Annotated in this window: 24 protein-coding genes; 9 read left to right on the forward strand and 15 right to left on the reverse strand. The window is 68.8% G+C overall.

Annotated elements, in window-relative coordinates:
- Positions 1–17: 17 nt before the first annotated feature.
- Entirely contained in the window at positions 18–1163 is a 1146-nt protein-coding gene (locus tag HHX41_RS34900) for an FAD-dependent oxidoreductase (protein ID WP_182909356.1), read from the reverse strand.
- Between the two features lie 123 nt (positions 1164–1286).
- Between HHX41_RS34900 and HHX41_RS34905 the strand changes: the two genes are divergently transcribed.
- From HHX41_RS34905 to HHX41_RS34920, 4 genes are all read left to right on the forward strand, one after another.
- On the forward strand, positions 1287–1739 hold the full coding sequence (locus tag HHX41_RS34905; RefSeq protein ID WP_182909357.1) for a GbsR/MarR family transcriptional regulator: 453 nt from the start codon (positions 1287–1289) through the stop codon (positions 1737–1739).
- Positions 1688–2872, forward strand: a complete 1185-nt coding sequence (locus tag HHX41_RS34910; protein WP_396795640.1) for an FAD-dependent monooxygenase — start codon at positions 1688–1690, stop codon at positions 2870–2872. The genes HHX41_RS34905 and HHX41_RS34910 overlap by 52 nt, the downstream gene beginning before the upstream one ends.
- A 129-nt stretch (positions 2873–3001) precedes the next feature.
- Positions 3002–3298, forward strand: coding sequence for a hypothetical protein (locus tag HHX41_RS34915; RefSeq protein WP_182909359.1), 297 nt, complete (start codon positions 3002–3004; stop codon positions 3296–3298).
- Positions 3299–4158: 860 nt separating this feature from the next.
- The gene (locus HHX41_RS34920; protein WP_182909360.1) at positions 4159–4650 is read left to right on the forward strand and encodes a TspO/MBR family protein; all 492 of its coding nucleotides are present in this window, start codon (positions 4159–4161) and stop codon (positions 4648–4650) included.
- Here HHX41_RS34920 and HHX41_RS42485 read toward each other — a convergent pair.
- Together HHX41_RS42485 and HHX41_RS34930 are read right to left on the reverse strand one after the other, a co-directional pair.
- Positions 4581–4937, reverse strand: coding sequence for a TetR-like C-terminal domain-containing protein (locus HHX41_RS42485; RefSeq protein WP_220504691.1), 357 nt, complete (start codon positions 4935–4937; stop codon positions 4581–4583). The genes HHX41_RS34920 and HHX41_RS42485 overlap by 70 nt on opposite strands.
- A gap of 402 nt (positions 4938–5339) precedes the next feature.
- Positions 5340–5702, reverse strand: a complete 363-nt coding sequence (locus HHX41_RS34930; RefSeq protein WP_182909361.1) for a nuclear transport factor 2 family protein — start codon at positions 5700–5702, stop codon at positions 5340–5342.
- A 361-nt stretch (positions 5703–6063) separates the two neighbouring features.
- On the opposite strand from HHX41_RS34930, the gene HHX41_RS34935 reads away from it, so the two are divergent.
- The gene (locus HHX41_RS34935) at positions 6064–6450 is read left to right on the forward strand and encodes an alcohol dehydrogenase catalytic domain-containing protein (protein WP_220504692.1); all 387 of its coding nucleotides are present in this window, start codon (positions 6064–6066) and stop codon (positions 6448–6450) included.
- Here the strand turns inward: HHX41_RS34935 and HHX41_RS34940 are convergent.
- A complete protein-coding gene (locus HHX41_RS34940) occupies positions 6431–7702 on the reverse strand; it encodes an APC family permease (RefSeq protein ID WP_182909362.1) in 1272 nt (423 codons plus the stop codon). The genes HHX41_RS34935 and HHX41_RS34940 overlap by 20 nt on opposite strands.
- Before the next feature lie 217 nt (positions 7703–7919).
- Between HHX41_RS34940 and HHX41_RS34945 the strand changes: the two genes are divergently transcribed.
- Positions 7920–8666 carry a hemerythrin domain-containing protein gene (locus HHX41_RS34945; protein ID WP_310742313.1) on the forward strand — a complete coding sequence of 249 codons (747 nt, stop codon included), beginning with the start codon at positions 7920–7922 and terminating at the stop codon, positions 8664–8666.
- 514 nt (positions 8667–9180) lie between these two features.
- The gene (locus tag HHX41_RS34950) at positions 9181–9483 is read left to right on the forward strand and encodes a PadR family transcriptional regulator (RefSeq protein ID WP_182909364.1); all 303 of its coding nucleotides are present in this window, start codon (positions 9181–9183) and stop codon (positions 9481–9483) included.
- A gap of 362 nt (positions 9484–9845) precedes the next feature.
- Here HHX41_RS34950 and HHX41_RS34955 read toward each other — a convergent pair whose 3' ends face one another.
- The 3 genes from HHX41_RS34955 to HHX41_RS39950 all read right to left on the reverse strand — a co-directional run bounded on the left by HHX41_RS34955 (position 9846) and on the right by HHX41_RS39950 (position 12212).
- On the reverse strand, positions 9846–11060 hold the full coding sequence (locus HHX41_RS34955) for a GNAT family N-acetyltransferase (protein WP_220504693.1): 1215 nt from the start codon (positions 11058–11060) through the stop codon (positions 9846–9848).
- 63 nt (positions 11061–11123) lie between these two features.
- The gene (locus HHX41_RS39945) at positions 11124–11753 is read right to left on the reverse strand and encodes a hypothetical protein (protein ID WP_220504694.1); all 630 of its coding nucleotides are present in this window, start codon (positions 11751–11753) and stop codon (positions 11124–11126) included.
- A 15-nt stretch (positions 11754–11768) separates the two neighbouring features.
- Positions 11769–12212, reverse strand: coding sequence for a GTP-binding protein (locus tag HHX41_RS39950; protein ID WP_220504695.1), 444 nt, complete (start codon positions 12210–12212; stop codon positions 11769–11771).
- A 24-nt stretch (positions 12213–12236) separates the two neighbouring features.
- Here HHX41_RS39950 and HHX41_RS34965 point away from each other — a divergent pair, with 24 nt between their 5' ends.
- Positions 12237–12800, forward strand: coding sequence for an inorganic phosphate transporter (locus HHX41_RS34965; protein WP_182909365.1), 564 nt, complete (start codon positions 12237–12239; stop codon positions 12798–12800).
- A gap of 375 nt (positions 12801–13175) precedes the next feature.
- The gene (locus HHX41_RS34970) at positions 13176–13580 is read left to right on the forward strand and encodes an arsenate reductase ArsC (protein ID WP_182909366.1); all 405 of its coding nucleotides are present in this window, start codon (positions 13176–13178) and stop codon (positions 13578–13580) included.
- A gap of 622 nt (positions 13581–14202) precedes the next feature.
- Here the strand turns inward: HHX41_RS34970 and HHX41_RS34975 are convergent.
- The 8 genes from HHX41_RS34975 to HHX41_RS35010 form a co-directional block, all read right to left on the reverse strand.
- A complete protein-coding gene (locus tag HHX41_RS34975) occupies positions 14203–15438 on the reverse strand; it encodes an iron-containing alcohol dehydrogenase (RefSeq protein WP_182909367.1) in 1236 nt (411 codons plus the stop codon).
- A 1-nt stretch (position 15439) separates the two neighbouring features.
- On the reverse strand, positions 15440–15928 hold the full coding sequence (locus HHX41_RS34980; RefSeq protein WP_220504696.1) for an Ldh family oxidoreductase: 489 nt from the start codon (positions 15926–15928) through the stop codon (positions 15440–15442).
- On the reverse strand, positions 15925–17385 hold the full coding sequence (locus HHX41_RS34985) for an NAD-dependent succinate-semialdehyde dehydrogenase (protein ID WP_182909368.1): 1461 nt from the start codon (positions 17383–17385) through the stop codon (positions 15925–15927). Before HHX41_RS34985 ends, HHX41_RS34980 begins: the two co-directional genes overlap by 4 nt.
- A 289-nt stretch (positions 17386–17674) precedes the next feature.
- A complete protein-coding gene (locus HHX41_RS34990) occupies positions 17675–18751 on the reverse strand; it encodes an ABC transporter ATP-binding protein (protein WP_182909369.1) in 1077 nt (358 codons plus the stop codon).
- The gene (locus HHX41_RS34995; RefSeq protein WP_182909370.1) at positions 18751–19818 is read right to left on the reverse strand and encodes an ABC transporter ATP-binding protein; all 1068 of its coding nucleotides are present in this window, start codon (positions 19816–19818) and stop codon (positions 18751–18753) included. Before HHX41_RS34995 ends, HHX41_RS34990 begins: the two co-directional genes overlap by 1 nt.
- Positions 19818–20729: a carbohydrate ABC transporter permease gene (locus tag HHX41_RS35000; RefSeq protein WP_182909371.1), complete on the reverse strand. Its 912-nt coding sequence runs from the start codon at positions 20727–20729 to the stop codon at positions 19818–19820. The genes HHX41_RS34995 and HHX41_RS35000 overlap by 1 nt, the downstream gene beginning before the upstream one ends.
- Positions 20729–21637 carry a carbohydrate ABC transporter permease gene (locus HHX41_RS35005; RefSeq protein WP_220504697.1) on the reverse strand — a complete coding sequence of 303 codons (909 nt, stop codon included), beginning with the start codon at positions 21635–21637 and terminating at the stop codon, positions 20729–20731. The genes HHX41_RS35000 and HHX41_RS35005 overlap by 1 nt, the downstream gene beginning before the upstream one ends.
- 38 nt (positions 21638–21675) lie before the next feature.
- Positions 21676–23025 (reverse strand): extracellular solute-binding protein, encoded by a 1350-nt coding sequence (locus HHX41_RS35010; RefSeq protein ID WP_220504698.1) that lies wholly within the window; start codon positions 23023–23025, stop codon positions 21676–21678.
- Positions 23026–23280: the final 255 nt, after the last annotated feature.

Raw genomic sequence — 23280 nt, forward strand, 5'->3', positions numbered from 1 at the left:
CTTTCAGATCTGCGGTCCTACCCCTGTAGCTGGAACTTGCGCTCGATCATCCGGCGTACCGGACCCCACGATGACAGGCGCAGCGGCAGCTGAGTGAGTTCCAGCACGACGGGGTTGCGCGGCGCGTAGACACCCTTGACCCGGCGGCCGAGCTTCTGCTTCTTCTCGGTTTCGGGCCGCAGGCCCGCCTCCCATTCCGCCAGTGCAGTGGGAACGTCGCCGCCGTGGCGCTCCAGCGCGGCGCCGAGCAGGTCGGCGCCGCCGACGGCGAGCGAGGAGCCGTATCCGGCGAACAGCGTGACGCACCACGCGGCATCGCCCAGCAGGACGACCCGGCCGCGGCTCCACCGGTCGACCACCATCTGGCTGATGCTGTCGGAGTAGACCGAGTCGGCGTGCTGCAGGCCTTCCAGAGCCTGAGGGACCAGCCAGCCCATGTCGCCGTAGACGTCCCGCAACTCCTCCGGAGAACTCCCAGTCCGGCCCTGGTCGGTGCGGTAGCCGAAGAACGCGGCCGTACGGCCGTCGCCCACGCTCATCATCGCGAACGTACGGCCGTTGTCACTGATCGAGCTCGTGGTCCCTTCCGGGAGTCCGGCGGGGCGCTCCTTCATCATGTAGACCGCGACCCTGTGCCCCATGTCCAGGCGGTAGTCCTCCTCGGGGCCGAAGACCAGGGCGCGGGTGGCCGAGTGCAGGCCGTCTGCGCCGATGAGCAGGTCGGCTGACTCGACGGCGCCGTCGCTCAAGGTGACGTGCACCGCGTCCGCGTCCTGCTCGACGGCCGTGATCGTCGTGCCGAAACGGATCGTGGTCGTGTTCCTCGCCGCCTCGTACAGCACCGACTCGATGTCGCCGCGCAGGATGTTGAACGATCTCTTTCCCATGGTGGCGGCGATCGTCTGGCCGCCGACCGCGAACCGGCGCTCGCCGTTGGACTTGCGGTAGACCAGCTCCCGGGTGACGAAGGCCCGCTCCTTCAGGGCCGGCAGGATGCCCATCCGCTCGGCGCCGTCGTACCTGATTCCCCCGAAGGTGACGCCGTAGCCGCCGCCGCGGCGCTGCGGAGCCCGTTCGATCACAAGGGTCTCCCACCCCGCCTGCTCCAACCGCAGCGCTGCGGCGAGTCCCGCGATTCCTGCCCCGATGATGATCGCGCGCATGTCGCACCCCCCTCCCTGCATCCACAAAAACAGTCTGGAGATTTGTTTTCAAGTCCTGATCTATATCCCTTTGTTGCTTTTCAGGGATTTCAGTAGATACTGAAATCCCTGAAGGAGGGGTGGATGGCTGAGCAGGATCAGTTATTGGAATGGGCCGAACGGGTGGCCATGTACCTGGCGCGCGACGGCGTGCCGCCGATCGCCGGCCGGGTGCTGGGCTGGCTCATGATCTGCGACCCGCCGGAGCAGTCGGCCGGCCAGATCAGCGAAGCCATCGGCGCCAGCCGCGCCTCGCTGACCTCGAATCTGCGGCTGCTGACCGGCATGGGCTTCCTCACCTGGCGGACCCGGCCTGGCGAGCGCACCGTGTACTACCGCATGGCCGACGAAGCCTGGGCTGTCGTGGTACGCCGCCAGGTCGCCGGGATCGCCGCGTTCCTCGACATCACTCGCCAGGGGCTCGATCTGGTCGGCACGGACAGCGATCGGGCCGCCCGAATCGGCCAGGCGCACGCCACCTTCGCGTGGATGGCCAAGGTGTTCGACAACGCACCGCCCCTGCGGGAGGAGCGATGACCTCGCACGCCATCGTGATCGGCGGCGGCATCGGCGGCCTGGCAGCGGCCCTGGCACTGCACCGGATCGGCTGGCACGCCACCGTCCTCGAACGCGCGCCCGAACTGCGCGAGATCGGCGCAGGAATGTCCCAGGCGCCGAACGCGCTCCGCGCGCTCGACGAACTCGGTGTCGGCAAACAGGCACGGGCAGTGGGTGTGCCCACATACGCGACCGGCAACCTGCGCACACCCGACGGGCGCTACCTGCAGCGTGCCCGCCCGGGCGATCCGACCCCGCTGCTCGGCTTCCACCGAGCCGACCTGCACCGGGTCTTGCTGGAAGCCATCCCATCGGGATGGGTCCGGCCAGGTGCCGAGGTCACCGCCATCAGGCAGGACAAGGAGACCGTCACGGTCCGATGCGGCGACGACGAGCTGAGCGCCGGCCTCGTCATCGCCGCCGACGGCATCCGCAGCACGACCCGCCGCCTGCTGTGGCCGGATGCGCCGCCGCCGCGATTCCTCGGCCGTACCGCCTGGCTGGGCGTCTCCGAGACCCTCGGCATGCCGGGCAGCATGACCCTTGGCCCCGGCGGTTACTTCCTCATCCACCCGGTCGCCGGTGACCGCGCCTACTGGGCCTACGTCACCTCCGCCGACCGGCCAGGCATCCGCTACGACTCGGAGAAGGGAGAACTCCTCGAGCGCGTCGGCGACTGGCACGACCCCATCCCTGCCCTGATCGAGGCCACCGCGCCCGAAACGGTGATCCGCATCGACATCCACGACCTCGATCCCCTGCCGACATACGTCAACGGCCGGGTCGTCCTGCTCGGCGACGCCGCACACGCGATGAGCCCGGACCGCGGCCAGGGCGCGGGCCAATCCCTGGAGGACGCGGTGGTGCTCGCCGCGGCGCTCGCGGGCGAGCCGACCATTGACGACGCGTTGCGCTGTTACGACGCTGTACGCCGCCCTCGCACGCGGGCCACCGCCATGGGCGCACGCAAGGACGGCGCCCGCAGCATCTCCAAGGCGGCCTACCGGCTGATGACGCCGATGCTGCGCCTGGTGCCCGCACCGCTCTGGCGTAAGGTCACCTCGCCGGATGGAAACTCCACCTGGCGATGGCAACCTCCGCGATTGACCTGACTCCCGGCACGGGGACGAGGGATCACACCGCGGGGCGCCGAAGGCACGGGCAGGTGGTCAGGACCCGGTGACGGCGCGGCCGTGGTCGGCCGCATACGCGGCGAATGCCTCCGCGGGTGTTCCATTCGTGTGGAGGAAACGCTGGTCGAGGATGGTGGCGAGGTCTTCCAGCGCATCGGCGAGCACGGTGGCAGTCAGACGCACATCTGCCCGTCGGGCCGCCTGCCCGCGCTGGGCGAGGTGAACGGCATAGCCGATCTCGGCCGCCAGAGAGGAGTGGTCCTGCGTGTGGAACAGGTCGCGAAGAGCGGCATGACCAGCGCGGCGCCGAGCAGCGAGACCAACCACTCCATTCATCTCTGCCGCGGTGACTGCCCTGCGGAGCGGCGGGCGACTCGTGCAGGCATGGCCGGACCTGCCGCCTGAGCCCGGCCCGCGCTTGCGCGTATCGTCAGTGAAGGCAGGCTCGCCGTATCCACGGCAGGTATAGCCGTGCTGCAACGGCTGGGTGAAAGCACCGTCGAGGATCTGACGGCCCGAGTGCACAGCGTTCGCCTGGCCGATGACGTAATCGCCGGCAAGGACCTCATCCGGCCGGCCTTCCGAGAACTGGACGCCGCCGTGCGCACCACCACGAGGGTGGAGACCGCACGCTTGAGTCCAGCCTCATCGGCTCGCTCGCCTACCAGGTCGCGCACGTCGGCGGCCCTCAGGAGGCGACGGAGCTTACCGTAACGGCGATGGAGGTAACGGGGGAACGTGAGCGATAGGGAAGGTTTTCCGAGCATGGTCTCCAGCTCGGCCCGGCCGACCACCCCGTCCATCACCGCCTGTACGTCCAGCGGCGTGATGTCGAGCTGACGGGATCTGGCCCGGACAGCCGGATTGACCAAACCGATAGTAGATGTCAAATTATAGTTAATGTCAGAATTTGGGAGGCGTCGGCTGCACCCCGCCGATCGCCTCACCCATCACGATCCGATCTCCGCGGACGGGGGTCGGGCGTCCGCTCCAGACGACGAGCGCCTGCTGCACCTGCCGCCGTTCCCGCTCATCGCCGACCCCGATCAGCGTCGCTACCGCGACTGCGGCGTCGAGCCCTCACCATTGGCGCTTGCGCACCCCCGCTCCTGGCGGGCGGCGCCGCGCGTACTGCGGTCGACTCGGTCAACCCGGCCCGCCCGGGTACTGCCGGGCGCGCAGATACTCGGGCGGCCAGGCGACTTATTCATCGCGCCGGACGGGACCGTCCTGGCCGTCCACCGCGGTCGCCACGCCGACGACCAGTGGAGCGCGGAAGACCTCCTCGCCTCGCGGCCACGGTCACCGCCGCCATCACACTCTTCGCCGCCGTCGTCGGCAACCTGCTCATCCCCGCGTCGGCGTTGGCCTGGTTCCGCGGTCTGCCCTGGCCGCGCTGGCTGGTGCCGTACCGGGTCTTCATCGCCGTCGGCCTCACCTACTACGCGCTCATCGCGACCGTCCTGTACCGAGCCCTGGACCGCCAGGATCTGCCCGCGATCATCTGGGCCATCGTGGTCATCGTCGCCAACGAGACGTGGAACGCCGTCTTCTTCGGCCTGCGCAGCACCTTGGCCGGCTTCACCGGCATGCTGGCCTTCACCGCCCCGCTGTCCGCCCTGATCGTCGCAGCACGAGACGACTTCGTATCCCTGGCACTGCTTCTCGTCTACGCTCTGTGGGTCGTCTACGACATCGCGTGGACCGCCGCGCTCTGGCGAACGTCACGCACGGCATGGCGACGTTTCGAGCAGTGATGCGAACTGAGCGATCTCCCGCGGGCTTCTGGCACCGGCCCTGCATCAGGCGTCCCGCCTGTTCGAGTACAGGCCGGCCTGGCGGTAGACGGCGGTGAGGTAGCGCAGCATTCCGGCCGCGTCGGGTCGGGCTGCAGGACGCGGTAGGTGACCGCGCTAGCCACCATGTCGATCAGCACGTCCGGGTCGGCGTCGGCGGCTACCGTGCCGTCCTGCTGGGCGCGCCGGAGCATCGCGGCGGCCAACTGGCGGCGGGGCAGGATGTAGTGCCGCCAGTAGATCTCCACCAGGTGCGGGTGGCTCGCGACGCAGCACCTCTATTGATCTTGCTTGGGGAAAGGGTCGTTGGACGAACCGGCCACTACAGCGAGCAGTGGCTCGCGAAGACCAGCCGGGCGGTTCTCAGAAGAGCGGCCAGTTGCGTAGGGCGACGTCGGCCATCTTCTGGAGTTCATCGCGGCCGACGCCGCTCGCGGCTTGCACGGCGATGCCGATCGCCAGAGTGGTGACGTAGCGGGCCAGGAGCCCCGGATCGCTTTCCGGAGGCAGGTCGCCGCCGTCGACGGCTTACTGGAACCGCTCTCGGACGCAGGAGTAGGAATTGTTGCGCCAGGCGACGAGCGTCGCGGACTCCAGCGGCCGTTCTCATGCCACCTCAACCGCGAAGATCGCGAAGTGTCACTGGAGTACTAGACCGCGTAGACGGGGGCGAGATCGACGAATATGCGGTAATCCGAGATCAGGCCGTCGTCGCGGGTGCGCCAGATCGATACGGCTACGGCGCTCGCATCCTTGCCATCGAGCCTCCGGTAGGTCACCTCGGTCTCGGCGATGATGTCGGCATCCACCCGCCAGTTCCGGACGACCCGGTGCTGCAGGCCGCCGATGGTGGAGTAGAAGTCCCGGAGTCCGGCGACGATGGCCCCACGTCCCGCAAGCGGCTCGGCATTGCCGAACACCAGCATGGCATCCTCGGCCAGCAGTCGCCCAAACTCGTCAGGATCGAACGAATCGACTGATCGGAAAACGCGTTCCACCGCATCGTCGGACATGCCGGTCCCTTCTCACACAGACGGGATCACTGATGGGGACGATACGGGGCGAAGGATGGCCTACAACTAGCGCAAGGGTGGGGATTTCGTCGCCGCGTCCGGGCAGGAGATCTGTCTCAGGTCGTGCTCACCCCGGAGGGCAGGCGCGGCCTCACCCTGCTGTTCTGGTCGCGCGTGCTCCCGTACAACGAGGTCATGCTCAACATGGAGAGCAGGCTCACCCTCGGCGGAAGCCGACCCCGTGCGATTCAGGTGCGGTCGATTCCTTTTTGTGGTGGCCGGGGTCTACATGGTGGGAGGCGCGACCCGCGCGGCGGGCCGGTCTCTCTCATGTACGGCGAGAAAGAAAGGCTGATCGCCAATGAGCATTCCCACGACCATGCGCGCGCTGCAGCAGACTTCCCTCAACGGCCCACAGGACATACGCCTGATCACCAACGCGCCGGTGCCGAGCCCCGGCCAGGGCGAGGTCCTGATCCACGTCACCGCCGCCGGGGTCAACTTCGCCGACATCTCCAAGGCCCACGGCACGTTCCTGGAGGGCCCGCAGCCACCGTACCTGGCGGGTTTCGAGGCCGCCGGCGAGGTCGTCGCGGTGGGAGAGTCAGTGACCGGCCCGCGACCGGGGGCCCGCGTCGTCGGCGTCGGAACCGGCGCTTTCGCCGAGTACATGGTGCTGCCCACGGCCGCGGCGATGTCAGTGCCTCCCGGCTGGACGGAGCAGCGAGTCACGGGAGGCGTGCCCTGATCGCGCGCCGCGCCCCGTAGGCGGCGGCGCCGGCGGCGAGCACCGCGGTCCCGGCGATGACCGAGGAGGCCGGCAGGGCGAAGGCGAAGGTCAGGCATCCGGCCAGGCCGAGGGCGGGTACGACCCGTGGCGGGCGGCCTTCGGCCGGGGTGAGGGTCCAGGCGCTGGCGTTGGCGATGGCGTAGTAGACCAGCACGCCGAAGGAGGAGAACCCGATCGCGCCGCGCAGGTCCGCGGTGGCCGCCAGGACCGCCACGACCGCGCCGATGACCAGTTCGGCGCGGTGGGGTACGGCGAAGCGGGGGTGGACGGCGGCGAGGGCGTGCGGCAGGTGCCGGTCCCGGGCCATGGCCAGCGTGGTGCGGGAGACGCCCAGGATCAGCGCCAGCAGCGAGCCGAGCGCGGCCAGCGCGGCGCCCGCGCGCACCAGCGGCGCCAGGCCTGGCTGGCCGGCGGCGCGGACGGCGTCGGCCAGCGGGGCGGTGGTCTGGGCGAGCCCGGCGGCGCCCAGCACGGCCAGTGCGGCGACCGCTACCGCCGCGTACACGACCAGGGTGAGGCCGAGCGCGAGCGGAATCGCCCGGGGAATGGTGCGGGCCGGGTCGCGCACCTCCTCACCCAGGGTGGCGATGCGGGCGTATCCGGCGAAGGCGAAAAACAGCAGGCCCGCCGCCTGCAGCACCCCGGCGGCGGTGGCGCCGGAGGTCACCTCCAGCCGCACCACCTGCGCCTCGCCGGAGGTCAGGCAGGCGGCGACCACCGCGGCCAGCACGGCCACCACCACGGCGACGATCCCCCTGGTCACCCAGACCGTCTTGTGCATGCCGGTGTAGTTGACCACGGTCAGCGCCACCACGGCCGCCACCGCCACCGTGTGCGCCTGCTCCGGCCACACGTACGCGCCGACCGTCAGCGCCATCGCCGCGCACGACGCGGTCTTGCCGACCACGAACCCCCACCCGGCCAGGTAGCCCCAGAAATCCCCCAGACGCTCCCGCCCATAAACGTAGGTGCCGCCGGAGGCGGGATAGCGCGCGGCCAGTCGGGCCGAGGATGTCGCGTTGCAGTAGGCGACGACCGCGGCCGCGGCCAGCCCGAGCAGCAGCCCCGAGCCGGCCGCCCGCGCCGCCGGGGCGAAGGCGGCGAAGACACCGGCCCCGATCATCGACCCCAGCCCGATGACCACCGCGTCGGCCAGGCCCAGCCGGCGTTCCAGCCGCCCGGACCCGGTACGGGTCGGTATGCCCGCCATGACGACCTCTCCTGAAACGAAACCCGATATCGGACCACGATACTTTGCCCTGCTGGGCCCGGATCCGCCAGGTCCTGACGGGGCGGCAGGCGACACCCCGGTAGCCGGGCGAAGCGTTTACTCGATCGGCGGCGTGCGGGCCGCCCATGCGGGGGACTGTCCCGACCGCACGCCGTGCGCGTGGACAAACGTCAGGACCGGGCGAAACGGAGATGTCGTGGAAGATCGCAACTCACCGGCGGTGCGCCGCCGTGACCTGCTGGGCCTGTCCACCGCGGCCCTGGTGGGCGCGGTGAGCCTGACTGCCTACCGCGACCTGCCCGGCGCCCCGGCGCTTGCGGCGACACCCGGCCCGCACGCGGCACCATCTGAGCAGGAGGCGGAGGTGACCCCGCCGGAAGACCTCATGCGCGAGCACGGCGTGCTGAAGCGGATCCTGCTGGTCTACCGGGAGGGCATCCGCCGGGTCGAGGGCGGCGAGAGCGCACCCGCCCAGCCGCTGAACGCCGCCGCCCACATCATCCGCGGCTTCATCGAGGACTACCACGAGCACCTGGAAGAGCAGTACGTCTTCCCCCGCCTGCGCGAGGCCGGCAAGCTCACCGACACCGTCTCGGTCCTCCAGCTGCAACACCGCCGAGGCCGCGCGCTGACCGCCCGCATCCTGGCCGCCACCGGGCGCTCCGGCGCCTCCGCCGCCCACGCCCGCCGGACCCTGGTCGCCGACATGGCCGCGTTCATCCGCATGTACGAACCCCACGAAGCCCGCGAGGACACCGTCGTGTTCCCCGCCTTCCGCGAGGTCGTGCCCGCCAAGGAGTTCCTCGAGCTGGCCGAACGTTTCGAAGACGAAGAGCACCGCCGCTTCGGCCGGCGCGGCTTCGAAGGCATCGTCGACCAGGTCGCGGACATCGAAAAGGCCCTGGGCATCTACGACCTGTCCCAGTTCACGCCCACCAGGTGACCGCCCGGACCGTACCCGGGTCCGTGCAGCCCACCCGCCCCCAGGACTCATCCAGGATTCAGCCCGCGCCTGCGGATCGCCGGGCAGGAGCTCGGCGAGCAGGCGCAACACGCGCCGGTCCAGTTCATCGCGGCTTGCGCGGACTGTCTCGAAGGGCTGGTCGCGCAGGTCGGGGACGTCCCAGTGCAGCCGACGCTGCCGATCGGCCATGACGCTCACACCCGCGCCCTGGGGCAGGTCGATCTGACCGAGCACGACGATCACACCCGCTGCCCGCAGCGCGTTATCGGTCAGCGGCCTGGCTGCGTCCCATGCCTCATCTCCGCTCGCCGTCTACGGCCGGTCGCCCTGCGCATCGCCTGACGATATACGGCCCGGCATCCCTCTTGCCCTGCTCGATCGAGGCAACCGGGGCCGCCGCCCGCGGTACCGGCAGGCGGTAACATCGAATGCCGATATCGGTTTCAGCACATCCGATGCCGCTCATGCGGCACGGGAACCCGGGGGTGAGAAGGTGCGGGAATTCCTCCGCGGTGCGGTGCGGCTGCACATCCTGCACCACGCCGCCGAGCAGGAGATCCACGGCGCGTGGATGACCGAGGAGCTCAAGCGGCACGGATACGCCATCAGCCCCGGCACGCTGTACCCGACCCTGCACCGTCTGGAAGCCGAAGGCCTGCTGGTATCCGAGCAGCGCACCGTCGCCGGACGCGTGCGCCGTGTGTACCGGGCCACCGACGCCGGCCGCCAGGCGCTGGCCGAAGACCGCGCCGCCCTCGCCGAGCTCGCCCGCGAAGTCCTGCCCGGCCAGCAGTAGCCACTCCGGGCACGCCTCGGTCGCCTCCCTGGCCCGCTACGCACGCGTCTCGCCCGAGGCGCTGGCGGGCTCGCATGACGGCCGCGATCCGGCCGCGCGCCGTCGACTCTGATGCGGCCGGCTCGGCATGCGGGCGGCCGATCCAGCGCGGGATGCCTCACCTTGGAAGGGCGAGTCGGCAGGGCGCCTGGCGGTCACCGAGGATCATGCTTGTGCTGGCGCGCTCATGCCGGCTGGGTGTTGGGGTGAAGCATCTCGTATTCGATCGGGTCGCGCTGATGACCTACCGCGCCTGCGCGGCGGTCCTGCGCCTGCCGCGCTCTGCTCCTCCTGCCGGAGGCCGGACCGCGCCACCGGTGACGTCAGATGGCGGGGCTGCGGCGTTCGATCATGAGGACGTCGCGCCAGACGCCGTGATGGCGGCCGATGCGTTCGCGGGTGCCGAGGACGCGGAAGCCGGCCGCCTGGTGCAGGGCCAGGCTGGCCGTGTTCTCGGGGAACACGCCGGATTGGATGGTCCAGATGCCGGCGTCCTCGCTGGCGGTGACGAAGGCGTTCAGAAGGGCACGGCCCAGGCCCCGGGAGCCGTAATCGGGGTGGACGTAGATGCTGTGCTCGACGACGCCGGCGTAGACGGGACGGGCGGAGACGCGGGAGGCGGCCACCCAGGCGAGCACCCGGTCCGTACGAGTGTCGGCGACGACGTAGCGCAGATGGCCGAGGCGGGCCGAACTGAACGTCTCCCACGCCGGAGCGGTGGTCTCGAAGCTCGCGTGGCCGGTGTCGAGGCCGAGCTGGTAGACCTCCAGGACCTGGGCGGCGTCCGCGTCCCGCATGGGACGGATCTCGAAGCCGGGAGCGACGGGAGGCTTGGCGGCCTTGACGATGGCCGAATGTACGCCGTCGCCGTGGTCGGCGGTGGGGGTGATGGTGATGCCGGTGAAGCCGGCGTCCAGGAGCAGGGTGCGATACTCGCCGACGGTCAGGGAACCGGCCGTGCAGCCGATGCGGGTCTCGGTGCGGCGGCGCCGGCCCTGATCCGTGATGCCGTCCTCGGTGACGACGTCGCTGACACCGAACCGGCCGCCGGGACGCAGGACGCGGAACGCCTCCGCCAGGGTGGCGGCCTTGTCGTCGGACAGGTTGATGACGCAGTTGGAGATGACCACGTCGACCGTACGGCCGGGCAGGGGGACGTGCTCGATGGCGCCGTGCAGGAACTCGGTGTTGGTCACACCGGCCTGTGCGGCGTTGTCGCGGGCGAGGCTCAGCATGTCGGGGCTGGCGTCGAGGCCGTAGACCTTGCCGGTGGGGCCGACGCGGCGGGCGGACAGCAGGACGTCGATCCCGCCGCCGGAGCCGAGGTCGAGCACGACGTCGCCCTCGTGGAGGTCGGCCACGGCGACGGGGTCGCCGCAGCCCAGGCTGGCGCGCAGGGCACCGTCGGGCAGGGCGGCGGTGTCGTCGTAGCCGGCGGCGCCGACGCAGCCCTCGCCGAAGGACGCGTGGGCGGGCTGGCCGGTCATCGCGTTCCTGGCGAACCTGGAGTAACGGTCGACGATCTCCTCGTGAGCCACGGCGGCCTCCTTCACGCGCGGACGGGTGCGACGGCGAGCCCAGGTCGCCCCCGCGACTTCACCTCATCCTGCCGCGGCGGGGATCCGGTACGTGGGACGCGGGTAGCCGGGTTTGGACGACGGGACGCCGGCGCTCTGCACGGCCGATGTGCCGGTGGCGGCGGACACCGCCTTCACCGCCTCGACCACCGCGGCGTCGAGTTCGGCGGGCTCGCACGCGACGCGGGCGTTGAGCCGCGCCTGCGCCTCGGTGAGCGTCCTGCCCGCGACGGCGTCCACGGTCGGCTCGGCGCCGCCCGCGGTCACGCTCACCTTGCTCAGGTCACCGGCGGACTCGAGGCTGACCTTCACGTGGCCGATCATCCAGCCGTTGCCGGCGGTGGTCTCGGAGAGGTGCTCCAGCAGTGCACGGGCCCAGGTGTCCGGGTCGAACCCCTCCGCCGCCGTCACGTCCAGGCTGAGGTTCAGCCACGCCAGCGCGGCCTCGGCGTTGGCGTAGCGGTCGTAGTCGATGTCGAGGCCGCGCCCGGCGGGCTCCGCGCCCAGCCACAGGGACACCAGCCGGTCCAGCCCCTCGCCGGTTTTCGCCGAGTAGCCGGCCACGGTGGCCGTGGGGTACCGCTCGCGCAAATCCGCGATGACGGCGGCGGCCTCCGCCGCGTCGAGCAGGTCGATCTTGTTGAGCGCGATCACGTCGGCTTCCTGTAACTACTTGCCGAACAGGTAGGACATGTCCGACTCCGTGTCCTCCAGCGGCAACGACGTACGGAGCGCGTCAAGCCTTTCCGGTTCGACGACAACCAGGAGGGGGGCGGGCGCGAAACGTTCACCGTAGTGAGCACTGAGCGGCCGGATGACGGTGGCCTGCAGATCGGTGCAACTGCCCACCGCCTCGGCGAGCAGTGTGTCCACCTGGTGGCCGTCGACCAGGCGCTGTGCGACGGTCAGCAGGTCTTCGAACCGGCAGCAGAAACATCCGCCCGTGACCTCGCCGGCCTCCGCGATCGCCGACTTCGCGAGCTGGGTGTCCACCAGTTCGGTGCCCTGGTCGTTGGTGATGACCGCGACCCTGCGGCCCTGCGACTGGAGATGTTTCGCGACCGCGACGAGAGTGGTGGTCTTGCCCGCCCCGAGAAAACCACTCAAGGTCATGAAGCGATCATCACCCGGAAAGTCGTGACGATCCGTACCGCGAAAAAGGAAAGAATCCAGGCTGCGGTCCCAGACGGTGATGCGGCGCCGGTCGCGACCCTGGCAAGACAGGTCGAGCCGACCAAAGCGCAGCACGCCATCGGGATCGCTCACTGGGCGACAAGCGGCCTGGCGAGCTTCGCCCGGGGCCTCAACGACGCGCCCAAGATCGTTGCTATCGGCACCTTCGCGCTGGTGGGCGGGATGACCCCGACCGGCCTGCTGTTCCCCGTCACCGCGGCCATGGCCATCGGAGGTGTTGTGGCGGGCTCTCGCATCGCCGACCGGCTCGCGTACTCCGTTGTCAAGATTCCTCATGTCGAAGGCTTCACCGCCAACCTCACGACCGCGAGCCTCGTCGGACTGGGCGCCATGTTGGGCTTGCCTATTTCGACCACGCAGGTGTCGGCAGGGGCCATCTCCGGCATCGCGGCCAATGATCTCTCCAGGCTCAACAAGAAGACGGTCCGTGACCTTCTGATCGCATGGTTGTGCACACCGCCTGTCGCCGCCGCCGTAGCCGCAGGAACGTATCTACTGCTCTCGTAGCGGGCACAGCAGACGGGATTGCCACCGTCCCTGGTCGCCGGCGGCAATCCCGGAGTTGCAGGAGGTGTGGTGGATCGAGGTGGCGTACGCCAACCCACGGTGCCCTTGTCGCCTCGCGTCATCTTGGCCACGGCGGACAGCAACGGAGGAGCCTTCGGTTGCACTCAGCGGGAGCACCGCTTCGAGGAGTGGCAGCACCTCCTGGTCGCCTCAGGCAACCTGAGAAGTTCCGCAATCGCTTGTGAGTGATGTCGTGATCGACGATGCCTCCGCACCGAAGCGACGCACAACGGCGGGAGAGCAGGCAAGGCGTGCCGTGAACGCCATCAGCCAGAGCGAATATCAGGAGCTCCAAACAGATCGAAGGGACCATCCATGCCCCCGATGCCCAGCGTCCTGTTCGTGTGCGTGCACAACGCCGGCCGTTCCCAGATGGCGGCCGGCTGGCTCGCTCATCTGGCTGGCGACCGCATCCAGGTCCGTTCAGCCGGGTCTGCGCCCGCGGAGCAGGTCAACCCCGTCGCCGTCGACGCCATGCGCGAGGTCGGCATCGACATCAGTGCCGAAAGTCCGAAGCTCCTCACTGCCGATGCCGTTCAGGCATCCGACGTGATCATCACCATGGGCTGCGGTGATGCATGCCCTATCCTCCCCGGCAAACGGTACGAGGATTGGAAACTCGACGACCCGGCCGGGCAAGGCATCGATGCTGTGCGCGTGATAAGAGCCGAGATCTACGACCGGGTAAAGGCTCTGATGGTCGAGCTTCTGAAGCCCTGATGCGCTTCCCCAGGAGTACAGGGCGGTCCTACAGGTCACGGAAGCCCCGGCCTATGAGTACCACGGAGAAGGGCTACGCCGAGCCCAGGCCTTTACATAGTAGATTCGCCCGCTGGATTCCGCCAAAACGGACAGTTTCCGGATGACGAGGAAGCTCATTTGAACACGGCGGCCACGCGCACCTTCGTTGACCGTGGATCCCCTGATGAACACCGGTATTCAGGGGCACCGGTCGGGAGCGGTCGGCACGTTCAGCTTCACGGTCAAACGACGGTCAGACATCAAAAGAGCCTGATCACTTTAGTAGTGATCAGGCCTTGACCTGCTATGAACAGTGTCGGGACGACGGGATTTGAACCCACGGCCCCCTGTTTTGACGCGCAGGAGCCCATCCGGACAGACGGGCGACGAGGCCCGAAGCGCCGGCCACCTGTTAGGCGGGTAGTGAAATGATCTTGGGGTGGTGGGCCGGTGAGGTTGTGGCTGTTGTGGCCGTGGTCGGCCTGGTGGGCGTGCAGGCGTGCGCCAGGCCTGGGAATGGGCGGCTCCCATTAAGGCGTAGCCGACAATTCCGATACCTAGGGCGGGGCAGGGAACTCGTCGTCATGTGAAAGGCCCGTCACTATCTCTGCTCCGGAGTCAGGACGTGCCGGGTCCGGTCCCCGATCCAGGCCGCTTCGAGGATCGCGGTCAGGCTGGCGGTGTCGGCCGGGCCTGGATGGTTCTGGATCAAGCGGGTGACGCCACTGGCCATCTCCGCGAAGCGCGGGAGGTCGGCGCGTGCCACGCCGATGTCCGCCAAGCTGGCAGGGATGCCGATGTCGGCAAGGAGCCCGTGGAGCCAGGTGAGGAACGTATCTGCGGCCTCGGCATCCGAGGCATCGGTCACGTCGAGCCCGCACACCCGGGCGAGGATGGCCAACCGGTCGCTGATGGCATCCCTGGCCGCGTCCAGCGCGTAGGGCAGCAGCAGCCCGACGCCCAGGCCGTGCGGCGTGTGGGTGGCTGCGCCGATGGGGTACTGGAGGGCGTGCGGAGCCGCGGTGCCTGCGTGGGCAAATGCGAGCCCGGCCAGCATGGACCCATAGGACATGTCCGCGCGCGCGTCCTTGTCGCCTCCGTCCCTGACGGCACGGGGCAAGCTGCGGGCGATCCGCTCCGCGGCCAGGAGCGCGTAGTGATCGGTGATCGGGTTGCGGCCGAGGAAGACCTGCTCCACCGGGTCGCTCGGTCCGTGGGCCCGGGGTCGCGCGGTGTAGCTCTCCACCGCGTGACAAAACGCGTCAATGCCGGAGTGGGCAGTGACGGTCGCAGGGCAGGTGTAGGTGAGCTCGGGGTCGACGATGGCGAAGTCGGGCACGATGTGGACGCTGGAGACCCCCACCTTCAGCTCGCGGTCCGGGTCGGTCAACACCGAGACGGGCGTGAGCTCGGAGCCGGTGCCTGACGTCGTCGGGACCGCGACGAGAGGAATCGTCGGCCCCGGCACCTTCGACTCGCCGTAGAAGTCACGCGGTGTCCCACCGTGGCGCCGGATTACGCCGACGATTTTGGCGAGGTCGATCACCGTGCCACCCCCGATGGCGAGGAGTACGTCGGCGTCCACCTCTGCGGCGGCCGAGACGGCCAGGGCGACATCGGCGAGTGGCACGTCCGGAGTCGCGTCGGCGAACACCCCGACGACTGCGACCTTCTCCCGCACGGCGGCCACGATCTCGGCCACGCCCGGCTGCCCCTGAAGAAACCGGTCGGTCACGATGAGGACTCGCGAGCCACACTCGGCCACCACTCGTGGGATGTTCTGCGCGACCCCTTCGCCCACTATCAGCTGGCGTGGTCCGCGGACGGTCTCAAGCATGTCAGTGCCTCTCTGGAACGTCGGCGGTGATTTGCTGGGCGGACGTCCAGGTCACCTGCGAGACCGGGACGGCGTCGGCAAGGTTGGCTGCCGGGTGGCGCAGGCGCGCGCCGGGCTCCCGGACTCGGTCGCGCCCGGGCGCCCCCGGGTCCATCGCGATGAAGACGTCGCCCTTGGTGGGCGGGTCAGTCGGGTCGAGGGTCCCGCGGACATCGTCGCCAAGGCCGGTACGAGTCGAGGTCGCGACCAGCACCTCGATCATGAGCCTGAGGGCGTAGCCTTTGGGAGCGCCGAAAGGGCTGATCGCCCCGTCCACCGCCGCGGCCGCGTCTGTGGCGCGCACACCGGCGGAGTCGACGGCGTCCCCGGGTGCCGGCGGATTCGTGCCGGCCATGGCCCGGGTCCCGCCCCACGGGTGGAGGCCGGTCAGATCATGTGTGCACAGGGCGTGGTGATCCTCGGCGGGCACCCCGAGCAGCAGGCCGGTCACGGTAGGTCGATCGCCGCGTAGGTGACGTCGAGGTACTCAAGGATGCCCTCGTGCGACCCCTCCTTGCCGATCCCGGACTGCTTCACGCCTCCGAACGGAGCTGACGGGTCCGAGATCAGACCACGGTTGATGCCGACCATCCCCGTCTCCAGCCCCTCGGTGAACCGGAGCGCCCGCTGGAGGTCACGGGTGAAGACGTATCCGACCAGGCCGTGCTCGGTGTCGTTGGCCTTCGCAATCACCTCGTCGTCGGACGTGAACGAGATGATCGGCGCAACCGGGCCGAAGATTTCCTCCTCCAGTATCCGCGCGTCTCCGGGCACATCGACGAGGACCGTAGGCGGATAGAAGTGACCCGGCCCATCCGGACGCTCGCCGCCCACCAGGACACGGGCGCCGCGATCGACCGCGTCGGCGACGAGCTCCTCGATCTTGGTGACCGAGGCATCGTCGATCAACGCCCCGACGTCCACGCCGTCGTCGAGACCATGGCCCACCGAGAGCGCGCCCATCCGCTTGGCGAAGCGCGCCGTGAACTCCTCGCGCACCGACTCCTCGACGTAGATTCGGTTGGCCGCGATGCAGGACTCCCCGATGTTGCGCATCTTGGCCACCATGGCACCGTCGAGCGCGACGTCCAGGTCCGCGTCGGCACACACGATCAAGGCCGCGTTGCCGCCCAATTCCATGGAGGTGCGCAGCACGTTGTCCGCCGCCTGTCGTAGCAGCACGCGCCCGACCTCGGTCGACCCGGTGAACGAAAGCTTGCGGGTCCGACGGTCGGCCAGCAGTGCTGAGACCACCTCGCCGGAACGCTTGGTTGTCACGACGTTGACGACGCCCGCGGGAACGCCGACCTCCTCCATGATGCGGGCCAGGAACAGCATGGTGAGTGGCGTCTGGGCGGCCGGCTTGGTGATCGTCGTGCAGCCCGCCGCCAGCGCAGGAGCGATCTTGCGGGCACCCATGGCCAACGGAAAGTTCCAGGGCGTCACGAAGACGCACGGTCCGACCGGCTTCGGCACGGTGAGGATGCGATATCCACCATTGGGAGCGGTGTTGTAGCGCCCCTCGACGCGCACCGCCTCCTCGGCGAACCAACGGAAGAACTCGGCGCCGTAGGCCACCTCTGCCCGAGCCTCGGCGAGCGGCTTGCCCATCTCGAGCGTTATCAGCCGGGCGACCTCCTCGGATCGCTCGGTCAGTGCCCGGTACGTCGCGGTCAACAACTCTGACCGTTTTCGCGGCGGGGTCGCCGCCCACTCCGCCATCGCCTTGCTCGCCGCGTCCAGAGCGGCGAGCCCGTCGGCGACGCCGGCGTCCGCCACCTCGGCGATGGTCATGCCGGTGGCCGGGTCCTCGACGGCGAACGTGGCTCCGCTGGCGGCGTCGCGCCAGGCGTCGCCGATCCGGAGCCGCCGGTGCTCGGGGGCCAGGACGTTCATCGGGTCACTCATTGCGTCGCCTCCTGCGATGTTCTTGGTGATGTCCAGCGTGACCTCAGCGATCGCGCCACGCGCGTTGACGAACGGGTCACACGACCTCGTCGGGGTCGAGGTTGCCGAGCGGGTCGAACGGGGCCTTGGCCCCGGCTGCAGGGCGACGCCCCGCGCCACCGATCGCCTTCTCGGGCCATGGCTGCTTCAGCGTCGTCAGGCCGAGCTCACCGGTGACGGTCGCGAGGCTCGATTGCCACGTGCGGGCGCATGGTGACGTCGCCGCCCTGTGCTGTTACCTCCCGGGCGGTTACCTCCCGGTCTCGGACAGCGCCAGCCCGGTGCCCGCATCGAAAAGGTGCGCACGGTCCAGGTCGACCGTGACATGCAGCCGCTCGCCCGGCGTACCGGTGAAGGTGGGTCGTGCCTTGACCTTGAGCATCTCCGTCCCCACTTGGACGTCGACCACCGTTCGGTCACCGAGCGGCTCAAGGCCGTAGAGCTCACCCGGCAACGACGCGTCCCCACGCTGCTCGACGGACAGGTCCTCCGCGCGCAGGCCCAGCAGCAGCGGACGACCGTTCTCAGCCGTGGTCCAGCGGGGCCGCGGCAGCGTCCAGCCTTCCGCCCCGACCAGACGATCTCCCTCGGCGTGGCAGGCGAGCAGGCTGATCGACGGGCTCCCGACGAAGCCTGCGACCCACTGGTTGGCTGGACGCTCGTACACCTCGGTCGGCGTTCCGACCTGCTGCACCTTCCCCTCCTTGAGGACCGCGACCTGGTCGGCCATGGACAGGGCCTCGACCTGGTCGTTGGTCACGTAGACGAAGGTTCCCCCGAGGCTCCGGTGGATACGGGTGAGCTCGGTGCGCATCTCGACGCGGAGCTTGAGGTCGAGGTTCGTCAGCGGCTCGTCCATGAGAAACGCGCGCGGGCGACGGACCAGCGCCCGGGCCAGGGCGACACGCTGCATCTCACCGCCCGACATCTGCGCGGGACGACGCTGCAGCAGACGTTCGATGTGCAGCAGGCTCGACATCTGCTCGACGGCGGCGGCGATCTCGCTCGAAGAACAGCGGCGTGCCCGCAGCGGCGAAGCGATGTTCTCGTACGCCGTGCGTCGCGGGTAGAGGGCGTAGCTCTGGAAGACCATGGCCAGGTCGCGTGCGGCCGGGGTGTCACCGGTCGCGTCCCTCCCGTCCAGATGCACCGACCCGGCGTCAAGCTTCTCAAGGCCGGCGATCGCTCGCAGGGTCGTCGTCTTGCCTGCCCCGGAGGGCCCGAGCACGACGAAGAACGAGCCGTCCGGCACGTCCAGCGTCACCCCGTCCAGGGCCTGGACTTTGCCGAAGGACTTGCGCAGCCCGTGTACTGCCACGGTTCCCATCAGGCCACCAGCTCTTCCGTGTCCACGTCGTAGACCGGCGGGGGCCCGCCGGTGTGCCGCAGCCCGACCGGTGCGTCAGCAGCGAAACGGACAGTCGGTGCCATCCGAACTCGTACGTCGCGCTGGCCGCCGTGGTCGACCACGTAGATGATTTCGTCGCCCAGCCACTCCGCCGAGACCACGCGGGCCGGGACCGAACCTTCCGCCCCTGGTTCTGTGACTTCCAGCGCCTCCGGACGGACGCCTGCGACCAGGCGACGGTCGCGCGGCAGGCCTGGCGGTGGCGTGAGGACCAGTCCGCCCTGACTGCGCAGCTTCCCGTCGGCCACCTCCACCTCGATCAGGTTCATCGGCGGGGAGCCGATGAATGCGGCGCAGAAAAGACTCGCCGGACGGTCGTAGACCTCCAGCGGCGTGCCGATCTGCTCGACGCGGCCCTTGTTGAGGATGGCGATTCTGTGACCGAGCGACATCGCCTCGACCTGGTCGTGGGTGACGTAAACCATCGTCGTCCCCAGCTCCCCCTGCAGGTGCTTGATCTCCGTGCGCATGTCCGCCCTCAGCTCCGCGTCCAGATTGGTGAGGGGTTCGTCCATGAGGAATGCGCGCGGTCGTCGCACCAGGGCGCGAGCAAGCGCGACGCGCTGCTGCTCCCCGCCGGACAGCCGGTGTGGTCGCCGGTCCAGGAGCGGACCAAGCCGCATCAGCCGGGCGGCCTCGTCGACCCGCTCCTGCACCTCCGCCTTGGGCAGTCCCTCGGCCCGCAGTGGGAACGCCAGGTTGTCGCGGGTTCTCAGATGCGGGTAGAGAGCGTAGAACTGGAACACCATGGCGATGTCGCGCTCGGCGGGCGGCAGGTCGTTGACCAGCGTGTCGCCGATGCGGATGTCGCCCGACGTCTGCCTCTCCAGGCCGGCTATGGCCCGCAGCGTGGTCGTCTTGCCGCAACCCGAAGGGCCGAGCATCACGAACAGCTCGCCGTCGCCGATGGACAGGTCCACCTGCTCGACTGCGACCGTCCCGTCCGGGTAGCGCTTGTGCAGGGTGGTCACCTCGATGCCCGCCATCAGCGTCGCACCGCCCCGAGCGTCACACCGGCGACGAGGTGCTTGCGCACCAGATAGGCGAAGACGAGCACCGGTAGGGCGAAGACCACGGAGGCTGCGGCCACGAGACCCCAGTCCACAGTGGTTCCACCGATGAGGCCGGCGATGGCGGGTGGGGCCGTCCGCACGCTGTCGCTGGAGGTGAGGAAGATGGCGAACACGAACTCGTTCCACGAGAAGATGAGTGCGAAGACCGCCGTCGCGGCGATGCCGGGCAGGAGCAGGGGAAGGGTGAATTTCCAGAACGCCTGCAGGCGGGTGTAGCCGTCGAGCATGGCGGCATCCTCGTACTCTGCGGGCACCTCGTCGACGAACCCCTTCATCATCCAGATCGTGAACGGGACGTTGAACGCGGTGTAGATGAGGATCAGGCCGAGCTTGTTGTCGATCAGTCCGAGTTGGCGGTACATGAGGAAGATCGGGATCACGACCACCACGGGCGGCATGAAGCGGGTGGACAGGATGAAGAACAGTTGGTCCTTCTTGGCCTTCACGGAGAAGCGTGAGTAGGCCCAGGCCGCCGGGACCCCCAGCACGGTGGCCAGCGCCGTGGAGACCCCGGCGACCACGACGGAGTTGAGGAACGAGACGGACAAGGCCGAGCGACCGCCGCCGGAGGCGGCGAACACGTCCTTGAAATGGTCCAGAGTGACCTTGAAGTCGAAGAACTTGGCCGGGATGGCGTAGACGTCCCGGTTCTCCTTGATGGACGTCTCGATCATCCACAGCACCGGGAAGAGCATCACGACGGCCAGCACGGTCAGCAGCGCGACCTCCAGCACGGAGCGGCCCCGGCCGCCACGGCGCCGCGTGGAGGGCGTGTGATCCCGGCCAGGACCTGTGGACACGGCCTCGTTGACGGAGACGGCCATCAGTCCTCCTTGAGCTTGTTCAAGTAGCGCAGGTAGAGCTGCGTGAGGACGAGGACGACGAGGACCATGAGGATCCCGTACGCCGAGGCGGTTCCGGTGTTGAAGCCCAGGAACGCGACCTTGTAGACGTGGAACGACAACGTCTCGGTGGAGACCCCCGGACCTCCGCTGGTGAGGATGTAGACGAGGTCGAACAGCCGGAAGGCCTCGATGGCCCTGAACAACACGGCGATGAGGAGCAGCGGCCACACCAGCGGAAGAGTGATGGTGCGGAACCGGAACCACTCGGACGCCCGGTCGATCGAGGCGGCCTCGTACAGGTACTTGGGGACCGCGGTAAGGCCCGCGAGTGCGATGAGCATGATGAACGGCGTCCATTGCCAGGTGTCGACCACGATCAGGGAAAGCAATGCCGTTCCCTGCTGGGTGAGCCACTCCACCTGCCCCAGGCCGAGCGAGCCGAGCATGCTGTTGATCACGCCGAACTGCGCGTCGAGCATGAACCGCCAGAACAGCCCGACCACGACCGGCGACAGCATCATCGGAACCAGGAACAGAGTGGTCAGCACTCCTCGCCCGTGCGTGCGCCGTGAGATCAGGTAGGCGATGGAGAAACCGAGCACGGTCTGCAGGGCGACCGCGCCGACCACGTAGATCAACGTCGTCAGGGCCCTCAGGTGGACCTGCGCCGACGTCAGGATGGCGGTGTAGTTCTCGAACCAGACGAAATGGGCGGGCCCCCCGCGGGTGGCCGAGTAGTCGGTGAAAGACAGGTACAACGCCCACAGCAACGGGAACACCGACATCGCGAGCAACAGCAGCAACGCGGGGGAGATGAAGGCCCCGGCGAGCCAGCGGTCGCTCAGGCGGCGGGACCGGCCCGGTGCAGGCGGCGTCGCGGACGCCACCTGCCCAGGCTGGTCGATCGTCAGAGGAGCGGACTCACTCACAGTCCGCCGCCGCCCTTGCGGCCGCTGGAGTCGAGCACGGCCTGCTGCTCCTTGGCGATGTCGTTGAGCGCATCCTTGGGGTTCTTCGCGCCGTTGAGAGCCGCGTTCACGTTGGTGTTCTCAATGTCGATGAGGCGCGCGTACTCGGGCACGTTCCACATGTCCCGCATCCGCGAAACCGAGTCGGTGTACACCTTGTTGAACGGCCCGGCGTTGAGGAACTCGGGCGACTCCAGGGCGTCCGTACGCGATGGCACGCCACCAGCCGCGGCCCACTTCTTCTGGATGTCAGCCTGCTCGAACCACTTCATGAAGTTCAGGGCCTCCGCCTGGTTCGCCTCCGGGGAGTAGGCCGACACGTGCATCCCCATGCCGCCGAGAGGCACCAGGTTCGTCTTCTGGCTCGGCAGGGGGGCGAACCCCAGCTTGTCGAGAATCTGCTCCCGCGTGGTGCCGAGCGTCGACTCCTTCGGGTCGAGCAGGCCGCCGCTCGCGGCGATCCAGTTGAACGCGATGCATGCCTTGCCCTGGGCGACCGCCGCGTTCACCTCGTCGATGAACCAGTTGCCGGAGCCCTTGGCGGTCAGCGGCTTCATCTTGTTGACCAGGACGTCCATCGCCTCCTGGCCCGCGGCGTCGTTGACGACGCCGTCGATCTTGCGCGTCTTGGCGTCCCAGAGGTTGCCGCCGTAGACGCCGTTGACCGTGTTGTAGGTTACGGCCGCGGCGTCGGAGCCGTTGGCCTGGTGGAAAGCCAGCCCGCTGACGCCGGGGTTGTCCGCCTGGCACTTCTCGGCGACTGAGATCATCTCGTCCCAGGTCTGCGGTGGCTTGTCGCCGATCAGGTCCTTGCGGTAGATCATCGTCCAGGTGTCGCCGAGCAGCGGCAGTCCGTACAGGCTGGCGTTTTCGTCGCGCTTCCCGGTCTCCGCCTGGGGGTACTGGCCGTAGGCCGCCAGGAGGTACGGGTTGTAGGCCTTGACATCGATGTTCTTCTTGACGAAGTCGGTGATGTCGAGGATGTTGCCGTTCGTCACGGCCTCGCCGATGTGTTGCGAGTCCAGGATCGGGATGTCGAAGTCGGTCTTGCGCGCTGCGAACTGGGTGAACATCGCGTCGTGCCAGTTCGCGTTCGGCACGGTCTTGACCTTGATGGTCACGTTCGACCGCTCCTTGGTGTACTCCGCGTTCGCGAAGTCTTCCAGCGCGTGGGCGGGGGGCCAGTCGAACCAGATGAAGCTGAGGGTCAGCGGGTCCTTGGTGAGCTCCGGGATGGTCGCCGGCGCCTTGGGGGCGCTCGACGTCGCGCCGTCGTCCTGGCCGCAAGCCGCCATGGCCGTGGCCATCAACATGGCCGCCGTCGCCAGCCGCGCCTTTCGACCGGGAGCGGACAGTCGTCCTATTCGTTTTGGAGACCGCATCTTCTTGCCTGCTTTCTGGGGGGGACCTCTGGAGCCCTGCTGCGTGCTTCGCCGAGCAGTTGCTGGGGGGTGTTCAGGCGTGTTGCCGGCTGTCGCAGGGCTGGCCCGCAGACCGGCGTCACGGGTACGCCGCGACGTAATGGGGCTTCAAGCAGTCGAGAAGTCCTTCGGTCCTTATCG

This window comes from Microbispora sp. H13382 (genome assembly GCF_014161445.1).
Lineage (GTDB): Bacteria > Actinomycetota > Actinomycetes > Streptosporangiales > Streptosporangiaceae > Microbispora.